The sequence below is a fragment of the Pseudomonas haemolytica genome, assembly GCF_009659625.1.
Classification (GTDB): domain Bacteria; phylum Pseudomonadota; class Gammaproteobacteria; order Pseudomonadales; family Pseudomonadaceae; genus Aquipseudomonas; species Aquipseudomonas haemolytica.
Window position 1 is genome coordinate 546,795 of record NZ_VOIW01000003.1, and the last position, 18,799, is coordinate 565,593.

Consider the following 18,799-nt stretch of genomic DNA (forward strand, 5'->3'; position numbering starts at 1 on the left):
CCCTATGAAGATCCAAATGTGGGAGCGGGCTTGCTCGCGAAAGCGGTGGGTCAGTCACTGATATATGGCTGACATACCGCTTTCGCGAGCAAGCCCGCTCCCACACTGAATTGTGTTCATCTCCAGACCTCAATCAATCCGCGCAAACCGCTCAATCACCGGTTGCTCCCGATGCTCGGCCTGCCACAAATCGTAGGCACTTTGCATCGACAACCATAACTGGGCTTTACTCACGCCCGCCCGCTCCAACCGAACGGCAAGATCCGGGCTGACCGGGGCGTGGCCATGCAAGATCCTTGAAAAAGTCTCGCTGGGTATTCGCAGGTGCTGGGCCATTCGGGCAAGGGTGATGCCTAGTGCTGGGATAACGTCTTCAAGGAGTATTTCACCTGGATGAGGTGGGTTATACATCGGCATGCTGGTACGTCCTCCGGCGATGGGCATTCAACCGCGAAGGCTAGAAGGGCCCGTTCCGAGCAACAACCCCAAAACGCCGTATGAAATTTCCTGTACGCCCCTCGACCCAAGAGGCTTCGGATTTTTCCTGCAAGATTTTGGGCCGCGCATGAGCTTGTCGCGTGCAGCCAGCGCGCCTAGTCTTCGTCCCGTCATCGCAAAAAACGGTGACACGGACGTGCAAGTCCGGTTACATGTCGGCGCACAAACGCCCATAGCCATTCAACGGGCATTTTTTATGCCTGCTGTACTCGTTATGGCGGCTGTGCGTGGGAGATCCTTTGGGGTCTGCCGGGGTCCGATATGCCCGGTCTTGCACACCTGCGCACGGCTGCCACCTTCATTCGCGTGCAAGCGGAAGAGGGCAGCTTCCATCACATATCGGAGCTGTAAATCATGGTCAAACCTACCCCCAATCCACCTCTCTTCACCGTAAACCCCCACTAAAACACCGAAACCCTGCTGGTCAACGCCAGCGAAACCCTGTCTTCCCTGAACGCGCTCACCTGCAACCTGGCCTTTGACCTGGACACTTCCCAGCGCGCCATCATGCTCGGGATTCAGCAAATGGCCGAGTTGGGGCAGTTGCTGGTCGATAGAGCGCTGGAGCAAGTCAGTCCGTCGCCAGCCTGTTAGATAGCGGTCCCAAACAGGGACTGATCGTTCCCTGTTTGGGACCGCTATCTAACAGGCTCCACTGAGCAAATGTGGGAGCTGGCTTGCCTGCGATGGCGGACTGTCAGTCGACCTATCTACAGCTGAGCCACCGCTATCGCAGGCAAGCCAGCTCCCACGCTGAGCAGCGCTCATCTCCAGGTCTCAATCAACCCGCGCAAACCGCTCAATCACTGGCTGCTCCCGATGCTCGGCCTGCCATAAGTCACAGGCACTTTGCATCGATAACCATTACTGGGCGATATGTCGGAATAGGATGGAGTTGCTGTAGGCGAGTTCTGAATTTGGAATAGGCGGGTTTTCAGGCCGCAGTGGAGTGGCTAGTTTCTGCGCTCCTCACTGCCAGCAAGGACTCGCAAATGGCCGTACCATTAATGCCGCCCGGTGTTTCAATTCTTGAAAACATGGCGATATCCCAATCCAAACGCATTCATCTCAAGCCCGGCTCGGCATTCGCCTATTCTTGGTTTTACTCTCAGGTCCGTGCGGCCGGCCCTTGGAACTACAAGAAGCAGGGGCGTCAGTACGAAGCTTTGGTAACTTCAATTACGGTGCCACGGGCACGGTGCTGGGCATTCCCGAAAATGTGTTGCTACGAGCCGCCGGTGTGGCTCAAACCGTCGCCAAAACTACCCGCCCGGATTTTGGATCATGGTGGCGCGGTGAGCCTTTTGGTGATGACCCACGAGACCAATATTGGATAAGAAGAGGTATTGAATATGCCATCTCGCAAGGCCACTAAGCGCCTCATACCTGTTCTGCGTAATTGCCTGCTTGTGAGCTGCCTGATCTATATCGGTGGCAGTTGGATTCTGTCGCCTGGAACACCGGACCTGGATGAAGTGGTGTTGAGGCATTCCTTGGGCAACGGCACGTCGATCTATGGTGCGCGAGATGGACAAGGTGGCGCGACTGTGGGGTTTTCCTACAGGTATTACGTCCATGAGGATTTAGGAAGTGATCAGGAAGTACTCAGCGCATTAGTGTCTGCACACCCTTTTCTCAAAACAAAAGAGCCAGATGTCCAAGTAAATAATGAGGGTGGTGCCCTGCATCTGGTTATTCAGGGAGAAGTGTATGAGTACCACAGTTATGCGCTGGAGGGCCTTGGGAAGGTCAAGGTGATGATGGTGTTATGAAGGGCGAGTCCTCGGATTTTTCCTGCAAACTGTGGGGCTACGCATGAACTTGTTGTGGGTAGTCGTGGCGGCTAGTCTTCGCGTCGTCATCGCAAAAAACGGTGACACGGACGTGCAAGTCCGAGAAATTTGTTTAGGCGCACAAAACGCCTAGATCTAAAGGCGTTCCTTACTGATCCATTTTAGGAACCGAGCATCATGTCGAAGTCATCTTCCAACCTCTTCACCGTAACCCCCCACCAGAACACCGAAACCCTGCTGGTCAACGCCAGCGAAACCCTATCCTCCCTCAACGCACTCACCTGCAACCTGGCCTTTGACCTGGACACTTCCCAGCGCGCCATCATGCTTGGAATTCAGCAAATGGCAGAGTTGGGGCAGTTGTTGGTCGATAGGGCGCTGGAGCAAATAAGCCCTTCGCCGGAATTTTCAAACGGTCCCAAATAGGGACTGATCGGTCCTTGTTTGGGACCGATATCCAACAAACAACACTGAGCGAGTGTGGGAGGGGGCTTGCTCCCGATAGCGGTGTATCAGCCACAAATTTACTGGCTGACCCACCGCTATCGGGAGCAAGCCCCCTCCCACATTTTGATCTTCGTTACTCCAGGCGTAACGGTCTGTCGCTGAGCTTGATTGATGGCCCCCGAATTCACTCCTAAGGTACAGCCCCACGACAGCAAACCCCGTGGAGCGACCATGACAACAACCATCACCCCCGACTCGCGCTGGACGCGGCGGCGCGACGAGAAGCAGCGGCGGCTCGGGCTGGTCAAAAAATATGCAGACGGGGCGGTGTTGCCCAGTGACAAGATCGTCGAGGCCCTGGAAGCGCTGATCCTCCCCGGCGACCGTGTGGTGCTGGAGGGCAACAACCAGAAGCAGGCCGACTTCCTCTCGCGCTCCCTGGCCAAGGCCGACCCGGCCAAGCTCCACGATTTGCACATGATCATGCCCAGTGTCGGGCGTGCTGAGCACCTGGACCTGTTTGAAAAAGGCATCGCCCGCAAGCTGGATTTCTCCTTCGCCGGCACTCAATCCCTGCGCATCAGCCAGTTGCTTGAAGACGGCCTGCTGGAAATCGGCGCGATCCACACTTACATCGAACTCTATGCGCGCCTGGTGGTGGACCTGATCCCCAACGTGGTGCTCTCGGCCGGCTTCATGGCCGACCGCGCCGGCAATATCTACACCGGCGCCAGCACCGAAGACACTCCGGCGCTGATCGAGCCCGCTGCGTTCAGCGATGGCATCGTCATCGTGCAGGTCAACCAGTTGGTGGATGACGTCACCGACTTGCCCCGCGTCGACATCCCGGCGAGCTGGGTGGATTTTGTAGTGGTGGCCGACAAGCCGTTCTATATCGAACCGCTGTTCACCCGCGACCCGCGCCATATCAAGCCGGTGCATGTGCTGATGGCGATGATGGCGATCCGCGGCATCTACGAAAAACACAATGTGCAGTCGCTCAACCACGGCATTGGTTTCAACACCGCTGCCATCGAGTTGATCCTGCCCACCTATGGCGAATCCCTCGGGCTCAAGGGCAAGATCTGCCGCAACTGGACGCTCAATCCGCACCCCACGCTGATCCCGGCCATCGAAAGCGGTTGGGTGGAAAGCGTGCATTGCTTCGGCACCGAACTGGGCATGGAGAACTACATCGCCGCACGCCCGGATGTGTTCTTCACTGGCCGCGACGGTTCGATGCGCTCCAACCGGATGTTCTGCCAACTGGCCGGCCAGTACGCGGTGGACCTGTTTATCGGCGCCACCCTGCAAGTCGATGGTGACGGGCATTCCAGCACTGTGACCCGTGGCCGCCTTGCCGGTTTTGGTGGTGCACCGAACATGGGCCACGACCCACGCGGTCGCCGCCATGGCACGCCTGCCTGGCTGGATATGCGCCACGGCGATGCGCCAGAAGCCTTGCTTGAACGCGGCAAAAAACTCGTAGTGCAAATGGTCGAGACCTTCCAGGAAGGCGGCAAACCGACCTTTGTCGAGACCCTCGACGCGGTGGACGTCGCACGCAAAAGCGGCATGCCCCTGGCGCCGATCATGATCTACGGCGACGACGTCACCCACTTGCTCACCGAAGAAGGCATCGCCTACCTGTACAAGGCGCGTTCCCTGGAAGAGCGCCAGGCGATGATCGCCGCCGTCGCCGGGGTGACCGCCATCGGCCTGCGCCATAACCCCAAGGACACCGCACGCATGCGCCGCGAAGGCTTGATTGCCTTGCCTGAAGATTTGGGCATCCGCCGCACCGACGCCACCCGCGAGCTGTTGGCCGCCAAGAGCGTGGCCGACCTGGTGGAGTGGTCCGGTGGCTTGTACAACCCGCCTGCCAAATTCAGGAGCTGGTAAATGCGTGCTTTCAAACTGCATGAATTGAGCCTCGCCGATCGCCTGGCGGATATGGCCGTGGATGCGCTGATAGACGAAGCGGATTTGTCGCCCAAGCCCGCCTTGGTGGATCGGCGCGGCAACGGCGCCCATAGCGATTTGCACCTGGGGTTGATGCACGCGTCGGCGCTGTCGTTGTGGCCGATGTTCAAGGAAATGGCTGAGGCCGCGCTCGAAATCGGCGAAATCGGCTTGCCCTTGCGCGAAGCCCTGGGGCGTATTGGCCGCGAAGGGGAGCAAGCGATGCTCATCACCACCAACGGCGTAAATACTCATCGCGGCGCGATCTGGGCCCTCGGTTTGCTGACCGCAGCGGCCGCCCTGGAACCTCGCGCGATACCGCTGAATGCAGCCAAACTGGCCCTGCTCAATGACCGCTTCGCTCCGCAACCCATGAGTCACGGCGCTCAGGTGGCCCAACGCTACGGCGCACGTGGTGCCCGTGAAGAAGCGCAGTTGGGCTTCCCCGCCGTGATGCAACGCGGCTTGCCGCAACTGCACAAAAGCCGCCAGCGAAACGCCGGCGAGCAGAACGCACGCCTGGATGCCTTGCTCGCGATCATGACCGAGCTAGCCGACACCTGCGTGCTCTACCGCGCCGGCACCGAAGGCTTGACCACCATGCAACAGGGCGCCCAAGCCGTGCTCGACGCCGGTGGCAGCGCCACCCTCGCCGGTCGTCGCCAACTGCACGAACTGGACAACCAACTGCTGGCCCTGAATGCCTCCCCCGGCGGAGCCGCCGACCTGTTGGCCGCCTGCCTGTTTATCGACCGCCTCGACGGAGCGCTGTGATGGAAACCTTATCCTTTGAATTCCCCGCCGGGCAGCCCGGCAAAGGTCGTGCGCTGGTGGGTTGCGTCGGCTCAGGCGATCTGGAAGTACTGCTGGAACCCGGCACGGCCGGCACGCTGACCATCCAGGTGCAGACCTCCGTCAATGGCGCCGAGCAACGCTGGCAGCACCTGTTTGAACGCATCTTCCAAGAGCAGACGCCGCCTGCGTTGAAGATCGATATCCACGATTTCGGTGCCACGCCCGGTGTGGTGCGTTTGCGCCTGGAGCAAGGCTTCGAGGAGATCGGCCATGACTGACTTGCTTGCCAAACACAGCTTTGTCGAACTCGGTGCACGGCAGCGCGCCAAGGCGTTGTTGGATGCCGGTACCTACCGTGAACTGATCGACCCATTCCAGCGCGTCATGTCGCCGTGGCTCAGCCGTCAAGGCGTGGTGCCCCAGGCCGATGACGGTGTGGTGATCGCCAAGGGCAGTATCGCCGGGTTGCCGGTGGTGGTTGCCGCGATCGAAGGTAATTTCCAGGGCGGCAGCCTCGGTGAAGTCGGCGGCGCGAAGATCGCGGGCGCCCTGGAACTGGCCGCCGAAGACAACCGCAACGGCACCCCCACCCGCGCCGTGCTGCTGCTGGAAACCGGTGGCGTGCGCTTGCAGGAAGCCAACCTGGGCCTGGCCGCGATTGCCGATATTCATGCGGCGATTGTCGACCTGCGCCAGTACCAGCCGGTGATCGGCGTGGTGGCAGGCAGTGTCGGCTGTTTTGGAGGCATGTCCATCGCAGCCGGGCTCTGCAGTTACCTGGTCGTCACCCGCGAAGCTCGCGTGGGCTTGAATGGCCCGCAGGTGATTGAACAGGAAGCCGGGCTGCAAGAATACGACTCTCGCGACCGACCTTTCATCTGGAGCCTTACGGGCGGTGAGCAACGCTTCAACAGCGGCTTGGCCGACCGTTACGTGGCGGACGATGTAGCGCAGATCCAGCACACCGTCAGCACGCTGTTGCAGCAAGGAGCGCCCGACCAACAACGCAGCCGTCGTGCTGATTTCTACCTGGCGCGCCTGGCCGAACTGGACACCACCGCGCAAATCGAGCCGGCCACGGTTCGCGCTCTGTATCAGGGAGAACGCCCATGAGAGGGTTGCAGTGGTTTAACGCATTGAGCGCCGGTGCGACCCCCGTGGAGGGGTTGCCGGACTCGTTGAAAGTCGCAGACGGCGTCTTGGGTGAACAGGCGGTGCGTTTTATCGCCGTGGTCACCGACCCCAATAACCGCTTCCCGCGTGCGCGCAATGGAGAAGTTGGCTTGCTGGAAGGTTGGGGGCTTGCCAAGGCTGTTGATGAAGCCATCGCGAGGGGTGACAAACGCCCGCTGATCGCCATCGTCGACGTGCCCAGCCAAGCCTATGGCCGTCGTGAAGAGGCTCTGGGCATCCACCAGGCCCTGGCCGCCGCCGCCGACAGCTACGCTCGCGCACGTCTGGCCGGCCATCCGGTGATCGCGCTGCTGGTGGGCAAGGCCATGTCTGGCGCATTCCTCGCCCACGGCTACCAGGCCAATCGCCTGATCGCCCTGCGCGACCCTGGCGTGATGGTGCACGCCATGGGCAAGGCCTCGGCTGCACGGGTGACGTTGCGCAGCGTCGAGGAGCTGGAATCCCTGGCCGCCAGCGTGCCGCCAATGGCCTATGACATCGACAGCTATGCCAGCCTCGGTTTGCTCTGGGAGACCTTGTCGGTGAGCCAGATTGAACAGCCGACGCCGGACGATGTGGTGCGTGTCAACGACTGCCTGATGCAGGCTATAAACGATGTCGCGGGGCCTGATTTAAAAGGCCGCCTCGGCGCGACCCATCGCGCTGCCTCCAGCCACGTACGCCAGCTGCTGCGGGAACAATGGTGAACGCCCATGACCTGCTCTGGGGCATGACCTCGGCGCATCTGCCCGCTGACGCTCCGGCCTGGGTGCTGGATGCGCTCAGTGCCGGTCATCCGGTGGTGGTGCGGCGTGCCATCGCTGAGCGGGGCCAGGTGGCAGTGGGTGTACGCGGACGTTTGCGTGAGCAGCGTTTTGCGGCGGTGATGCCCATTGCCGCTGTGCAACGGCGAGTCATACCGGAGGCACTGTGCGGCGTGACCTCGCCTCGGAATCTACCGGCGTTGCGCGCGCTCGATCTACTGCGGCCGGTGTTGGCACACAAGGCATGGGGCGTCACCGGCAGCGCGGGTTTCGAGTTGGCCAGCGGCATTCAAGCGCTGCACGAGCAGAGTGACCTGGATTTGATCCTGCGCACACCTCAGCGGCTTGAACGCGGCGATGCCGAGGGTCTGCTGGCGATAGTGGACAGCGCTCCGTGCGCCGTGGACCTGCAACTGCAAACTCCCTTTGGCGCCGTCGCCTTGCGTGAGTGGGCTGGCGGATCACGGCGTGTTCTGTTGAAAGCCGCCGGCGGCGCGCACCTTGTGCTTGATCCTTGGCAGGCGGTGGTATGAGTAGCCTTCTGGTCTTTCCGGGGCAGGGCGCGCAACGACCAGGCATGCTCCAGGCATTGCCGGCTGATGTGTTGGAGCAAGCCAGTGATGCGCTGGGCGAGGACGTTCGCCAACTCGATACGGCGCAGGCCCTTGAGTCGACCCGCGCTGTGCAACTGTGCCTGCTGATCGTTGGCGTCGCCCATGCGCGCCAGTTGCACCACACGCCTGATTACGTGGCGGGCTTGTCCATCGGCGCCTACCCGGCGGCGGTGATCGCGGGGGCATTGGCGTTCGACGAGGCAATCAAACTCGTCAGCCTGCGCGGCGAACTGATGCAAAGCGCTTACCCACACGGCTACGGCATGACCGCGATCATCGGCCCGCCGTTATCCACCGTCGAAACCTTGCTGGCCGACATTCATAGCCCACAAACGCCGGTTTATCTGGCCAATATCAACGCCGACAACCAGACCGTCATCGCGGGCAGCAACGAGGCGATGCAGCGTGTCGCCGAGCGCATCAAAGGCAACGGCATCGCCAAGCGCCTGGCCGTCAGTGTGCCGTCCCACTGCGTGCTGCTGGAGCAACCCGCCCAGGCCCTGGCCCAAGCTTTCGTCCCGCTCAAGGCGCCGCGTATCACCTACCTGAGCAGCACCCGCGCGCGGCCCATCCATAACCCCGAGCAACTGCGCGACGACCTGGCCTTCAACATGTGCCGCGTCGTCGATTGGCGCGGCACTGTGCAAAGTGCCTACGAGCGCGGTGTGCGCCTGCAGATCGAACTGCCCCCGGGCGCCGTACTCACCAGCCTGTCACGCCGCGTGTTTGAACAAGGCACGGTGATCGCCTGCGAAGGCGCACGCCTGGATACCTTGCAGGCCCTGCTGCAAGAGGAGGAGCGCCGCCACCGATAAAGCAGCACCCAAGGCTTTCGAAGCACAAAAACAACAATTTCGAACGAGCACTTTGAGGATAACAACCATGATTATTTACGGTGTGGCGTTTCTGGCGCTGTGCACATTGGCTGGCCTGTTTGTCGGTGAGTTGCTGGGCAAATGGATGGGTATCCCGGCCAACGTCGGCGTGGTGGGTATCGCCATGTTGCTGTTGATCGGCCTGGGCAGTTACCTCGGTAAGCGCGGCTTGTTTACCGGCAAGTCGGAGCAGGGTGTGAGTTTCTGGGCCGCAGTGTATATCCCGATTGTGGTGGCGATGGCTGCCCAGCAAAACGTGTATGGCGCCATCAGTGGCGGGCCCATGGCGATTCTGGCCGGGACCGTTGCAGTGGTACTGGGATTTGCCCTGGTACCGGTGCTGGTGCGTATCGGTAACCGCGAACCTGTGGCGGCTGTTCCCACCAAAGAAGCCAGGTGATCGCCATGTACGAATCGATTATGAAAGTGATCACCGGCTACGGCTTGATCAGTGGTTTTGCCGTGATCGGCCTGACCATGTGGGTCTCGTATTGGATTTCCGACACCTTTACCAAAGGCCGCCTGCACGGCTCGGCTATCGCCATTCTGCTGGGCTTGCTGCTGTCGTATGTAGGCGGGGCCTTTACCGGTGGCTCGAAGGGTGTGGTGGATATTCCGCTGTTGTCAGGCATCGGCCTGTTGGGCGGCGCGATGCTGCGCGACTTCGCCATTGTCGCCACGGCGTTTGGGGTGAGTGTCGATGAGCTCAAGCGCGCCGGATACGCTGGCGTGCTGGCGCTGTTTGTTGGCGTGGGTTCGTCGTTTATTGCCGGGGTTGGGGTGGCGATGGCGTTCGGTTATACCGATGCGGTTAGCCTTACCACTATCGGCGCCGGGGCCGTGACCTATATCGTTGGCCCGGTGACCGGCGCTGCGATTGGGGCCAGTTCCGAGGTGATGGCGCTGTCCATTGCTGCGGGGTTGATCAAGGCGATTCTGGTAATGGTGATGACGCCGTTCGTGGCGCCGCTGATCGGGCTGAACAACCCGCGCAGTGCGGTGATCTTCGGTGGCTTGATGGGCACCTCCAGCGGTGTGGCGGGCGGCTTGGCGGCGACTGATCCGAAGCTGGTGCCGTATGGGTGTTTGACAGCGGCGTTCTATACGGCGCTGGGGTGTTTGCTGGGGCCATCGTTGTTGTTTTTGGTGATGAGGGGGTTGGTGGGCTGACCTGAGGATTTTCAGTGTCTGGACTGACGTAATCGGGGGCAAGCCCCCCGATAGCGATCTCAAACCTGGCGATTGGCATACATCCGACACTCGGCCAACAACGCCAGCAAGTTCGGGTCGCGCTCCTTGGCTTTCAAGAACACCACGCCGATATGCTGCTGCAACCGGTACCTGGGTTGCAACGGTATCAGCTTCACGCGGTTCTCATACACCGCCGCAATCCGCCCCGGCAGCAGCGCATAACCCACGCCTGAACTGACCATGCTCAGCAAGGTAAAGATGTCATTGACCTGCATCGCCACCTTCGGCTCGAACCCCGCCTGCTTGAACACTCGGTTGCCATCCTGATGCGTGGCAAAGCCCTGGGTGAGGGTGATGAAGGTGGCGTCGCGTACCTCGGCCAAGTCGATTTCCTGGTTGCGGTCCAGAGGTGAGTCGGCCGGGGTGGCGAGGAAGATGTCATCGCTGAACAGCGCGATCTGCTCACAGTCGGGGTCGTTGGCGTGTTCTTCGAGGGAGATCAGGATCGCGTCGACTTCCATGTTCTTGAGCTTGTAAAGCAGGTCGAAGTTGGAGCCCAGGATCAGGTCGATATTCAGTTCGCTGCGCCGGATTTTCAGGCCCATGATCAACTGCGGCACGGTCTTGACCGTCAGCGAATACAGCGAGCCGAGCTTGAAGCGTTCGGCGCAGAACCCGGCGGCTTCGCGGGTCAGGCGCACGCTGTCGACCACATCGGCCACCAGTTTCTGCGCGCGCTCTTCGAGCACGTAGGCGCTTTCCAGGGGTGTGAGGTTGCGGCCTTCGTGTTTGAACAGCGGGCAACGCAGGGCGCTTTCCAGGGAGTGGATGGCGCGGTGCACGCTGACGTTACTGGTTTGCAGTTCGGCGGCGGCGCGGGCCAGGTTGCCGGTACGCATGAACGCCAGGAAGATTTCCAGCTTCTTGAGGGTGAATTCTTCGTCGATCAGCATGGCCGTGGGCTCTTGTTCGATTGCACTCGATTGTGCCCGTAAACGCTGCTGTCGTCGCCGGAACGTCACACGCCACTTGCACTCTTATGCGCAAGGCGGGACGCTTGTCCGCCTGTTCTTAAGGGTTGCAGGAGGTCGGTGACAGATGTACCACGGGGAACGTTTCAACGCCTGGAGCCATTTGCTCGGTGCAGTCGCGGCGTGTATTGGCGCCGTATGGATGTTGGTGGTGGCAAGCCTGGACGGCAGCCCCTGGAAGATCGTCAGCGTGGCGATCTATGGCTTTACCCTGATGGTGCTGTACAGCGCATCGACGGTGTACCACAGCGTGCAAGGGCGGCGAAAAGAGATCATGCAGAAGGTTGATCACTTTTCCATCTACCTGTTGATCGCCGGCAGCTACACGCCGTTCTGCCTGGTGACCCTACGCGGGCCGTGGGGCTGGACGTTGTTCGGGATTGTGTGGGGGCTGGCGGTGATTGGCATCCTGCAAGAGATCAAGCCGCGCTCGGAGGCGCGGATTCTATCCATCGTGATCTACGCGGTGATGGGCTGGATCGTACTGGTGGCGGTCAAGCCGCTGATGGCGGCGCTGGGTACGGCAGGGTTTATCTGGCTGGCGTCGGGCGGGGTGCTGTACACCGTCGGCATCATCTTTTTTGCCCTGGAAGATCGCCTGTGCCATTCCCATGGCATCTGGCATTTGTTTGTGATCGGCGGCAGCCTGCTGCATTTCGTGGCGATCATGCATTACGTGCTTTGACCTGTGGTAGCTGGCAAGCCAGCCCTGTCTACAATCGATCAAGCAACTCGCGCGCCCGGTTGCCGAAGATCTGCAGCAGGTCGGCTAACATATGCGGAGGCGGTTCGTTGGCGCGGGTCAGGGCGTACAGGGTAATCGGTAGCTGCGGGACCAGCGTGCGGATGCACATTGTCGCCGTGGAGGCACCGAGGGCCGTAAAGGGGGCGATCACGGTTATCCCCGCACCGGACTCAACCATGGCCCGCGCAAGGGAATAGGTTTGTACGGAAATGCTTATTTGCGGCGGTGGGTCGAGATTTTCCAGATAGCTGTCGAGCTTGGCCGCCAATGGATCAGCGCTGGAAAGACCAATCAGCGATGTATTGGCCAGTTCGGCCAAAGGTAATGGCCTATTTGATTCAGCCTCAGGCCAGTACGCCTTGGCGGCCAAAGCCACCAGCGCCCCGTTCGCCAGTACCTGGGAGGTGAGCCCAGGGTGGCCGGAGAAATTCAGGGTAAGCGCCAGGTCGATCTCACGCATCAATAACTGCTGTACGAGCTCGCGGCTATGGTCGCTGGACAGCTCACAGACCATGTCCGGGTAGCTGCGCTTCCATTCGAGTATGGATGGCGGCAGCAGTGACTGCGCCAGCGCGGGGATAGCGCCAATGCGCACGCTTTGCTTCGGCGCATGGCGCAAACTCTTGGCCAGGCGCAGCACCCCTTGCAGGCTCGTGGTGACTTTCTGGACTTCACTTTCCAGTGCCAGGGCTTCCGGGGTGGGTTGTAGTTTGCCGCGCACCCTGAGAAACAACGGAAAGCCCAACTGCAGTTCAGCGTGCTGCAACACCTTGCTCACCGCCGGTTGCGAGACGTGCAGCAACTGTGCGGCGGCACTCACGGAGCCTGTCTGACGGATGGCCTGGAAAATTTCGATATGTCGCAAGCGCATGGATTTCATAACCTTAACTTATAGGTGGCTTACCTTTATTCATTGTTCAACTTTTGTCACTTGAACCTACTCTGGATTTCGTTTCAATCCATGTGAGGTTTTTCGGAATGGCAAAGCGAGTATGTATCATCGGCGGCGGCGTCATAGGCTTGGCGAGCGCTTATGCATGTGTGCGTGCAGGCATGGAAGTCACCTTGGTCGAAGCGCAAAAAAAGTTGGGTAATGCCACCAGTTTTGCGAACGGCGGCCAACTGTCCTATCGCTACGTCACGCCCCTTGCCGATGCCGGCGTGCCACTCCAGGCGCTTGGTTTTCTGCTGCGCTCGGAGTCGCCCCTGAAACTCAGGCCCCGGCTGGACCTTTCGCAATGGCGCTGGCTCGCCTCTTTCATAGGGGCCTGCCGTTCCTCGGTCAACCGTACAAACTCCGCACATTTGCTTCGCCTGGCAGCGATGAGCCAGGACGTCTTGAACCGTTGGCGGGTAGAGGACCATCTGGAGGGGTTCAACTGGAAGCGCAATGGAAAACTGCTGACCTTCCGCTCTGCCGACAGCTTCGCACAGGGTCGGCGCAAATTGACTGATCCCCTCCAGCAACAGGTGCTATCGGCTGAAGACTGCCGCAAGCTTGAACCGTCCCTGATGGAAGGGACTTTTGTTGGCGGCATTTACAACCCCACTGAAGAAGTTGCCGATTGCCATGCATTCTGCCAGCAGCTTGGTGGGCATTTGGAGGCGTCGGGACGCTGCCGCATCGTCTACGGTCGCAAAGTGCGACGTATCCATGAAGCGTTTGGTGCGGCTGTGGCCGTGGAGCTTGAGGACGAAGTCATACCTGTAGAGAACCTGATCCTGGCGGCAGGCCACAACAGTCCCAGCCTGGGTTTGCCAGGTATGCATTTACCGCTTTACCCCCTCAAGGGCTACAGCCTTAGCGTGCCCATCGGCGAGCAGCACAGTGCGCCGAAGATCAATGTGACCGATTACGATCGCCGAACTGTTTATGCCCGCATCGGCGAAGAGTTACGTGTCGCAGCCATGGTCGACATGGTGGGTTTCAACAGCGCACCGGAACCTAAGCGCCTGGCGGTGATAAAACGCCTGGCTCGCCAGACGTTTCCGATGGCCGGGAATTATGACGCTGCGGTTGAATGGGCAGGAATGCGGCCAGCGACGCCCACAGGCCTGCCACTGATTGGCGCCAGTTCCTATCGCAATCTGTGGCTCAACCTCGGGCATGGCGCTCTTGGCTTTACGCTCGCGTGTGCCAGCGGCCAGTTGTTGGCTGAAATGATTGCAGAACGGTCGACTTCGATCGACGCCCATGTGTTTCTTCCCAGGGCAGCCTGACCTTTGATTATTGGAGTGTAAGAAGATGAACCCAGCTGTCTGGATAGGGCAAGTACTGGCTCCAACTACAGCTATAGCGAGCGATATTGCCCTATGCAAAAAACAGTCGTGAGCCGTAGCCTTTGCAAGGCTTGCGCTACGGTTTCGTTGGTGTTGGTAGGGCACTTGGCATCAGCGAGCGAATTCAGCGCAACCTTGAAAAAAATCACGACTAACCAGCAAATTTCCGTTGGTTATCGTGATGCGTCAGTACCTTTCTCGTATATAGGCGATCAAAGCGGCAAGCCGATGGGGTATTCGGTGGACCTCACGCACAGGATCGTCGAGCGTATCCGGGAACACACCGGCCTGACAAACCTGCGCGTCAAGTATCGTCTAGTGACGTCCCAGACCCGCATTCCATTGGTGCAGAATGGCACCGTGGACCTGGAGTGTGGCTCCACCGGGGTGACCGCCGAACGGCAGAAGCAGGTGGCCTTTTCCTATGGGTTCATCTATGTGAAAGGGCAGCTATTGACGGCCCAAGACAGCGGCGTCAATGGCTTTTCCGATCTCAAGGGCAAGAACGTGGTAACCACCGCCGGCACCACCAACGAGCGCTTTCTCAAACGCTACAACGCCGAGCATCAGAGCAACATGTTCGTGATCAGCGCCAGGGATCATGGCGAAGCGTTCAAGATGCTCGAGACCGGCCGCGCCGTAGCGTTCTATATGGACGATGCATTGCTCTACGGCGAGCGCGCCAAGGCCCGGGACCCGCACCGTTGGGTGGTAGTGGGCAAGGAGCAATCGCGGGAGATCTACAGTTGCATGGTACGTAAGGACGACCCGCAGTTTCTCGCGGTGGTGAACCAGACCTTGGGCGATCTATACCGCTCGGGGCAGATCAACGGGATTTACCAGCGCTGGTTCGAGCAGCCGATTGCGCCGAATGGGTTGAACCTGGAATTCCCGATGACCAGCGAGTTGAAGGCGATCATCGCCCAGCCGGTGAGTGATCCGGTTGAGTGATCACCTCCCACATTTAGAAGTCGCCCCAGAGTTGCTGGGCGACGGCCAGCGCTACCACGGGTGCGGTTTCGGTGCGCAATACCCGTGGCCCCAACCGCGCGGCATGGAAGCCAGCGCCCTGGGCGGTTTCAACTTCCCCATCCGTCAAGCCACCTTCCGGCCCGATCAGAAACGCCAGGCTTGATGGCTTGGCGTGGCTGACCATCGGCTCGGCCACTGGGTGCAGCACCAGCTTCAGGTCGGCGTCGACCTGTTTCAACCAATCCGCCAGCAGCAGCGGTGCATGAATGACCGGCACCGTCGAACGTCCACATTGCTCGCAGGCGCTGATCGCCACCTGGCGCCAGTGCAGCAGGCGCTTGTCGGCGCGTTCGTCCTTGAGGCGCACTTCGCAGCGCTCGCTGAAGATCGGCGTGATCGCGTTGACACCCAGTTCGGTGGCTTTCTGGATCGCCCAATCCATGCGCTCGCCCCGGGACAGGCCCTGGCCGAGGTGGGTGTGCAGGGGTGATTCGGCCTGGCCGGCGAAGCTTTCGGTTAGCTGCACGCTGACGCGTTTTTTACCGACTTCCAGCAACGTGCCCCGAAACTCTTGGCCAGAGCCGTCGAACAATTGCACGGCATCGCCCTCGCCCATGCGCAACACACGGCTGATGTAGTGTGCCTGGGCTTCGGGCAGTTCGTGATCACCAAGGCTGAGCGGGGTGTCGGTGAAAAAGCGGGACAGTCTCATTTCTGTTCTCTGAGGTGTGCAAGGCGGACGCGGAGCGTGGGTACGATCATGGGGAAGATCAGCCTGGGTCACGGAAGCCTGGGTGGAAGTCCTTGGGCACCGCGACACTGACTTTGCTGTTGGTGGCGATATCGATGCCTTCGCTGGCGACCTCGGCGAGGAAGTCGATCTGCTGCGGCGTGATCACATAGGGCGGCAGGAAATACACCACGCTGCCCAATGGCCGCAACAGTGCGCCGCGTTCCAGGGCATGTTCGAAGACCTTCAGGCCACGGCGTTCCTGCCACGGGTAGGCAGCCTTGGTGGCTTTGTCCTGCACCATCTCGATGGCCAGCACCATGCCGGTCTGGCGGACTTCCGCTACATGGGGGTGATCGACCAAGTGCGCGGTGGCAGTCGCCATGCGCTGGGCCAGGGCCTTGTTGTTTTCGATGACGTTGTCTTCTTCGAAAATATCCAGGGTCGCCAGGGCCGCGGCGCACGCCAGCGGATTGCCGGTGTAGCTGTGGGAATGCAGGAAGGCGCGCAGGGTTGGGTAGTCATCGTAGAAGGCGCTGTAGACGTCTTCGGTGGTAACCACCGCCGCCAGCGGCAGGTAGCCGCCGGTGAGGGCCTTGGACAGGCACAAGAAGTCCGGACGGATGCCGGCCTGTTCACAGGCGAACATGCTGCCGGTGCGACCGAAGCCCACGGCGATTTCATCGTGGATCAGGTGCACGCCGTAGCGGTCGCAGGCTTCGCGCAGCAGCTTGAGGTACACCGGGTGGTACATGCGCATGCCGCCGGCGCCCTGGATCAGCGGCTCGACAATCACGGCGGCCACGGTGGCGTGGTTGTCGGCCAGGGTCTGTTCCATGGCCAGGAACATGTTGCGCGAGTGCTCTTCCCAACTCATGCCTTCCGGGCGCAGGTAGCAATCCGGGCTGGGCACCTTGATGGTGTCGAGCAGCAGCGCCTTGTAGGTTTCGGTAAACAGCGGCACGTCGCCCACCGACATCGCGGCGATGGTTTCACCGTGGTAGCTGTTGGTCAGGGTGACGAAGCGCTTCTTGTTTGGCAGGCCACGGTTGAGCCAGTAGTGGAAGCTCATCTTCAGCGCGACTTCGATGCAGGATGAACCGTTATCGGCGTAGAAGCAGCGGGTCAGGCCCTCAGGCGTCATCTGCACCAGGCGCTCGGACAGCTCGATCACCGGCTGGTGGCTGAAACCGGCGAGGATCACATGTTCCAACTGATCGACCTGATCCTTGATGCGCTGGTTGATACGCGGGTTGGCGTGGCCGAACACATTGACCCACCAGGAACTGACGGCGTCGAGGTAGCGCTTGCCTTCGAAGTCTTCCAGCCACACGCCTTCACCGCGTTTGATCGGAATCAGCGGTAGTTGCTGGTGGTCTTTCATCTGGGTGCAGGGATGCCACAGCACCGCGAGGTCGCGTTGCATCCACTGGTTGTTCAAGCCCATCGGTTATCTCCTCGAAGCGGTCCTGCGGCGGGCGCAGGTGAAACAATCGCGCAAGCCTATGCAATGGTGGCGCGTGTCACAAGCCATTGTCAGAGAATTGGCAGTAAATGCAGGACGGTCTGTCACGTTTTTTGGGAATAGTCTTAATCCCTTGTTAATTTATGATCCCTAGCCTCTTCATCGTATTTCTCGATATTTCAAAGCGAAATTTTCCGCTTTAATTCGATAGGTAAAACGCTAGTCTTGGGCACAGTTCTTACGGGATTAAGTACATGCAGCTACGCAATTCGCCCGCCCGCTATGGCTGGGTCAGCATGGTTTTGCACTGGGGCGTAGCCTTGGTGGTGTTTGGTCTGTTCGCTCTGGGCCTGTGGATGGTCGGTCTCGACTACTACAGCGCCTGGCGCAAAGATGCACCCGACCTGCACAAGAGCATTGGCATCACGCTGTTCGCCATCATGCTGGTGCGTATCGTCTGGCGCCTGGTCAGCCCACCGCCACCACCGCTGGCCAGCTACAGCCGGATGACGCGGATCGGTGCGGCATTTGGGCACGCGTTCCTGTATGTGGGGCTGTTTGCCGTGATGATTGCTGGTTACCTGATTTCCACCGCAGACGGTGTCGGTATCCCGGTGTTTGGTCTGTTTGAAATTCCTGCCGTTGTTTCCGGTCTACCGGACCAGGCAGATACCGCCGGTTGGGTGCACCTGTACCTGGCCTGGGTGTTGGTGGTCTTCGCCGGCTTGCATGGCGTGGCTGCGTTGAAACACCACTTTATCGATCGTGATGCGACCCTGACACGAATGCTGGGGCGCAAAGCCTGATGTTCAACCTCGACTCATAAGGAATAGAAAGCATGTTGAAAAAAACACTCGCTGCGCTGGCAATCGGTTCTGCCCTGCTGTCCGCAGGTTCGGCGATGGCTGCTGACTACGTGATCGACAAGGAAGGCCAGCATGCCTTCGTCGATTTCAAGATCAGCCACTTGGGCTACAGCTACATCACCGGTACCTTCAAGGACCTGGACGGCAAGTTCAGCTTCGACGCCGCCAAGCCAGAAGACGCTAAGGTAGAAGTGAATGTTCGCACTGCCAGCGTGTTCTCCAACCACGCCGAGCGCGACAAGCACGTCAACGGCGCAGACTTCCTGGAGTCGGGCAAATTCCCTGACGCGAAGTTCGTCTCCACCAGCGTCAAGCCAACCGGCAAGAACGCTGATGGCAAGCAGACTGCTGATGTAACTGGCGACCTGACCTTCCATGGCGTAACCAAGCCTATCGTGGTCAAGGCTACGTTCCTGGGCGAAGGCAAGGACCCATGGGGCGGCTACCGTGCCGGCTTTGAAGGCACCACCTCGATCAGCCGTAAAGAGTTCGTTCCGAAGGGCATGGACGTAGGTCCACAGTCCGACGTGGTTCAGCTGTACATCACCTTTGAAGGTGTGAAAGCGAAGTAATTTTCGCCGCGCATACAAAAATGCCC

The 18,799-nt window shown here is 60.0% G+C and carries 23 protein-coding genes; 18 read left to right on the forward strand and 5 right to left on the reverse strand.

Annotated elements, in window-relative coordinates:
• Nucleotides 1-129 precede the first annotated feature (129 nt).
• The gene (locus FRT59_RS12920; RefSeq protein WP_034116222.1) at nucleotides 130-417 is read right to left on the reverse strand and encodes a HigA family addiction module antitoxin; all 288 of its coding nucleotides are present in this window, start codon (nucleotides 415-417) and stop codon (nucleotides 130-132) included.
• 498 nt (nucleotides 418-915) lie between these two features.
• Between FRT59_RS12920 and FRT59_RS27245 the strand changes: the two genes are divergently transcribed.
• The 13 genes from FRT59_RS27245 to madM all read left to right on the forward strand — a co-directional run bounded on the left by FRT59_RS27245 (nucleotide 916) and on the right by madM (nucleotide 10,091).
• A complete protein-coding gene (locus tag FRT59_RS27245; RefSeq protein WP_233094203.1) occupies nucleotides 916-1,092 on the forward strand; it encodes a DUF6124 family protein in 177 nt (58 codons plus the stop codon).
• 625 nt (nucleotides 1,093-1,717) lie between these two features.
• The gene (locus FRT59_RS27255) at nucleotides 1,718-1,873 is read left to right on the forward strand and encodes a hypothetical protein (protein ID WP_325167989.1); all 156 of its coding nucleotides are present in this window, start codon (nucleotides 1,718-1,720) and stop codon (nucleotides 1,871-1,873) included.
• A complete protein-coding gene (locus FRT59_RS12930; RefSeq protein WP_153871376.1) occupies nucleotides 1,851-2,270 on the forward strand; it encodes a hypothetical protein in 420 nt (139 codons plus the stop codon). Before FRT59_RS27255 ends, FRT59_RS12930 begins: the two co-directional genes overlap by 23 nt.
• A 198-nt stretch (nucleotides 2,271-2,468) precedes the next feature.
• Nucleotides 2,469-2,717: a DUF6124 family protein gene (locus tag FRT59_RS12935; RefSeq protein WP_153871377.1), complete on the forward strand. Its 249-nt coding sequence runs from the start codon at nucleotides 2,469-2,471 to the stop codon at nucleotides 2,715-2,717.
• A 252-nt stretch (nucleotides 2,718-2,969) separates the two neighbouring features.
• Nucleotides 2,970-4,640, forward strand: coding sequence for a malonate decarboxylase subunit alpha (gene mdcA / locus FRT59_RS12940; protein WP_153871378.1), 1,671 nt, complete (start codon nucleotides 2,970-2,972; stop codon nucleotides 4,638-4,640).
• Entirely contained in the window at nucleotides 4,641-5,474 is an 834-nt protein-coding gene (locus FRT59_RS12945; RefSeq protein ID WP_153871379.1) for a triphosphoribosyl-dephospho-CoA synthase, read from the forward strand.
• Nucleotides 5,474-5,773 carry a malonate decarboxylase subunit delta gene (locus tag FRT59_RS12950; protein ID WP_153837459.1) on the forward strand — a complete coding sequence of 100 codons (300 nt, stop codon included), beginning with the start codon at nucleotides 5,474-5,476 and terminating at the stop codon, nucleotides 5,771-5,773. Before FRT59_RS12945 ends, FRT59_RS12950 begins: the two co-directional genes overlap by 1 nt.
• The gene (locus FRT59_RS12955) at nucleotides 5,766-6,608 is read left to right on the forward strand and encodes a biotin-independent malonate decarboxylase subunit beta (protein WP_153871380.1); all 843 of its coding nucleotides are present in this window, start codon (nucleotides 5,766-5,768) and stop codon (nucleotides 6,606-6,608) included. The genes FRT59_RS12950 and FRT59_RS12955 overlap by 8 nt, the downstream gene beginning before the upstream one ends.
• Nucleotides 6,605-7,375 carry a biotin-independent malonate decarboxylase subunit gamma gene (gene mdcE, locus FRT59_RS12960; protein ID WP_153871381.1) on the forward strand — a complete coding sequence of 257 codons (771 nt, stop codon included), beginning with the start codon at nucleotides 6,605-6,607 and terminating at the stop codon, nucleotides 7,373-7,375. Before FRT59_RS12955 ends, mdcE begins: the two co-directional genes overlap by 4 nt.
• Nucleotides 7,369-7,965 carry a malonate decarboxylase holo-ACP synthase gene (locus FRT59_RS12965; RefSeq protein WP_034116215.1) on the forward strand — a complete coding sequence of 199 codons (597 nt, stop codon included), beginning with the start codon at nucleotides 7,369-7,371 and terminating at the stop codon, nucleotides 7,963-7,965. Before mdcE ends, FRT59_RS12965 begins: the two co-directional genes overlap by 7 nt.
• Nucleotides 7,962-8,861 carry a malonate decarboxylase subunit epsilon gene (gene mdcH / locus FRT59_RS12970; RefSeq protein WP_153871382.1) on the forward strand — a complete coding sequence of 300 codons (900 nt, stop codon included), beginning with the start codon at nucleotides 7,962-7,964 and terminating at the stop codon, nucleotides 8,859-8,861. The genes FRT59_RS12965 and mdcH overlap by 4 nt, the downstream gene beginning before the upstream one ends.
• A gap of 67 nt (nucleotides 8,862-8,928) precedes the next feature.
• The gene (madL, locus tag FRT59_RS12975; RefSeq protein WP_153871383.1) at nucleotides 8,929-9,321 is read left to right on the forward strand and encodes a malonate transporter subunit MadL; all 393 of its coding nucleotides are present in this window, start codon (nucleotides 8,929-8,931) and stop codon (nucleotides 9,319-9,321) included.
• Nucleotides 9,322-9,326: 5 nt separating this feature from the next.
• Nucleotides 9,327-10,091, forward strand: coding sequence for a malonate transporter subunit MadM (madM, locus tag FRT59_RS12980; protein ID WP_153871384.1), 765 nt, complete (start codon nucleotides 9,327-9,329; stop codon nucleotides 10,089-10,091).
• A gap of 59 nt (nucleotides 10,092-10,150) precedes the next feature.
• On the opposite strand, the gene FRT59_RS12985 is transcribed toward madM, so the two are convergent.
• On the reverse strand, nucleotides 10,151-11,065 hold the full coding sequence (locus FRT59_RS12985) for a LysR family transcriptional regulator (RefSeq protein WP_034116212.1): 915 nt from the start codon (nucleotides 11,063-11,065) through the stop codon (nucleotides 10,151-10,153).
• Between the two features lie 145 nt (nucleotides 11,066-11,210).
• Here FRT59_RS12985 and trhA point away from each other — a divergent pair, with 145 nt between their 5' ends.
• Complete coding sequence (gene trhA, locus FRT59_RS12990) at nucleotides 11,211-11,828, forward strand: PAQR family membrane homeostasis protein TrhA (RefSeq protein ID WP_153871385.1); 618 nt, start codon at nucleotides 11,211-11,213, stop codon at nucleotides 11,826-11,828.
• A gap of 28 nt (nucleotides 11,829-11,856) precedes the next feature.
• On the opposite strand, the gene FRT59_RS12995 is transcribed toward trhA, so the two are convergent.
• A complete protein-coding gene (locus FRT59_RS12995) occupies nucleotides 11,857-12,759 on the reverse strand; it encodes a LysR family transcriptional regulator (RefSeq protein ID WP_153871386.1) in 903 nt (300 codons plus the stop codon).
• 107 nt (nucleotides 12,760-12,866) lie between these two features.
• Here FRT59_RS12995 and FRT59_RS13000 point away from each other — a divergent pair, with 107 nt between their 5' ends.
• Together FRT59_RS13000 and FRT59_RS13005 are read left to right on the forward strand one after the other, a co-directional pair.
• A complete protein-coding gene (locus tag FRT59_RS13000; RefSeq protein WP_034116210.1) occupies nucleotides 12,867-14,108 on the forward strand; it encodes a D-amino acid dehydrogenase in 1,242 nt (413 codons plus the stop codon).
• A 93-nt stretch (nucleotides 14,109-14,201) separates the two neighbouring features.
• On the forward strand, nucleotides 14,202-15,119 hold the full coding sequence (locus FRT59_RS13005) for a transporter substrate-binding domain-containing protein (protein ID WP_034116209.1): 918 nt from the start codon (nucleotides 14,202-14,204) through the stop codon (nucleotides 15,117-15,119).
• A gap of 13 nt (nucleotides 15,120-15,132) precedes the next feature.
• On the opposite strand, the gene FRT59_RS13010 is transcribed toward FRT59_RS13005, so the two are convergent.
• Together FRT59_RS13010 and FRT59_RS13015 are read right to left on the reverse strand one after the other, a co-directional pair.
• Complete coding sequence (locus FRT59_RS13010) at nucleotides 15,133-15,852, reverse strand: 16S rRNA (uracil(1498)-N(3))-methyltransferase (RefSeq protein WP_153871387.1); 720 nt, start codon at nucleotides 15,850-15,852, stop codon at nucleotides 15,133-15,135.
• A 58-nt stretch (nucleotides 15,853-15,910) separates the two neighbouring features.
• On the reverse strand, nucleotides 15,911-17,317 hold the full coding sequence (locus FRT59_RS13015) for an adenosylmethionine--8-amino-7-oxononanoate transaminase (RefSeq protein ID WP_153837467.1): 1,407 nt from the start codon (nucleotides 17,315-17,317) through the stop codon (nucleotides 15,911-15,913).
• A 272-nt stretch (nucleotides 17,318-17,589) separates the two neighbouring features.
• Between FRT59_RS13015 and FRT59_RS13020 the strand changes: the two genes are divergently transcribed.
• Together FRT59_RS13020 and FRT59_RS13025 are read left to right on the forward strand one after the other, a co-directional pair.
• Entirely contained in the window at nucleotides 17,590-18,141 is a 552-nt protein-coding gene (locus FRT59_RS13020) for a cytochrome b (protein WP_034116206.1), read from the forward strand.
• 32 nt (nucleotides 18,142-18,173) lie between these two features.
• The gene (locus FRT59_RS13025) at nucleotides 18,174-18,773 is read left to right on the forward strand and encodes a YceI family protein (protein ID WP_153837468.1); all 600 of its coding nucleotides are present in this window, start codon (nucleotides 18,174-18,176) and stop codon (nucleotides 18,771-18,773) included.
• Nucleotides 18,774-18,799: the final 26 nt, after the last annotated feature.

Bases quoted from the DNA above. Each gene is read 5' to 3' on its own strand.
- FRT59_RS12920 (WP_034116222.1), bottom strand. From the start codon at position 417: ATGCCGATGTATAACCCACCTCATCCAGGTGAAATACTCCTTGAAGAC.
- FRT59_RS12930 (WP_153871376.1), top strand. From the start codon at position 1,851: ATGCCATCTCGCAAGGCCACTAAGCGCCTCATACCTGTTCTGCGTAAT.
- FRT59_RS12935 (WP_153871377.1), top strand. From the start codon at position 2,469: ATGTCGAAGTCATCTTCCAACCTCTTCACCGTAACCCCCCACCAGAAC.
- mdcA (WP_153871378.1), top strand. From the start codon at position 2,970: ATGACAACAACCATCACCCCCGACTCGCGCTGGACGCGGCGGCGCGAC.
- FRT59_RS12945 (WP_153871379.1), top strand. From the start codon at position 4,641: ATGCGTGCTTTCAAACTGCATGAATTGAGCCTCGCCGATCGCCTGGCG.
- FRT59_RS12950 (WP_153837459.1), top strand. From the start codon at position 5,474: ATGGAAACCTTATCCTTTGAATTCCCCGCCGGGCAGCCCGGCAAAGGT.
- FRT59_RS12955 (WP_153871380.1), top strand. From the start codon at position 5,766: ATGACTGACTTGCTTGCCAAACACAGCTTTGTCGAACTCGGTGCACGG.
- mdcE (WP_153871381.1), top strand. From the start codon at position 6,605: ATGAGAGGGTTGCAGTGGTTTAACGCATTGAGCGCCGGTGCGACCCCC.
- FRT59_RS12965 (WP_034116215.1), top strand. From the start codon at position 7,369: ATGGTGAACGCCCATGACCTGCTCTGGGGCATGACCTCGGCGCATCTG.
- mdcH (WP_153871382.1), top strand. From the start codon at position 7,962: ATGAGTAGCCTTCTGGTCTTTCCGGGGCAGGGCGCGCAACGACCAGGC.
- madL (WP_153871383.1), top strand. From the start codon at position 8,929: ATGATTATTTACGGTGTGGCGTTTCTGGCGCTGTGCACATTGGCTGGC.
- madM (WP_153871384.1), top strand. From the start codon at position 9,327: ATGTACGAATCGATTATGAAAGTGATCACCGGCTACGGCTTGATCAGT.
- FRT59_RS12985 (WP_034116212.1), bottom strand. From the start codon at position 11,065: ATGCTGATCGACGAAGAATTCACCCTCAAGAAGCTGGAAATCTTCCTG.
- trhA (WP_153871385.1), top strand. From the start codon at position 11,211: ATGTACCACGGGGAACGTTTCAACGCCTGGAGCCATTTGCTCGGTGCA.
- FRT59_RS12995 (WP_153871386.1), bottom strand. From the start codon at position 12,759: ATGCGCTTGCGACATATCGAAATTTTCCAGGCCATCCGTCAGACAGGC.
- FRT59_RS13000 (WP_034116210.1), top strand. From the start codon at position 12,867: ATGGCAAAGCGAGTATGTATCATCGGCGGCGGCGTCATAGGCTTGGCG.
- FRT59_RS13005 (WP_034116209.1), top strand. From the start codon at position 14,202: ATGCAAAAAACAGTCGTGAGCCGTAGCCTTTGCAAGGCTTGCGCTACG.
- FRT59_RS13010 (WP_153871387.1), bottom strand. From the start codon at position 15,852: ATGAGACTGTCCCGCTTTTTCACCGACACCCCGCTCAGCCTTGGTGAT.
- FRT59_RS13015 (WP_153837467.1), bottom strand. From the start codon at position 17,317: ATGGGCTTGAACAACCAGTGGATGCAACGCGACCTCGCGGTGCTGTGG.
- FRT59_RS13020 (WP_034116206.1), top strand. From the start codon at position 17,590: ATGCAGCTACGCAATTCGCCCGCCCGCTATGGCTGGGTCAGCATGGTT.
- FRT59_RS13025 (WP_153837468.1), top strand. From the start codon at position 18,174: ATGTTGAAAAAAACACTCGCTGCGCTGGCAATCGGTTCTGCCCTGCTG.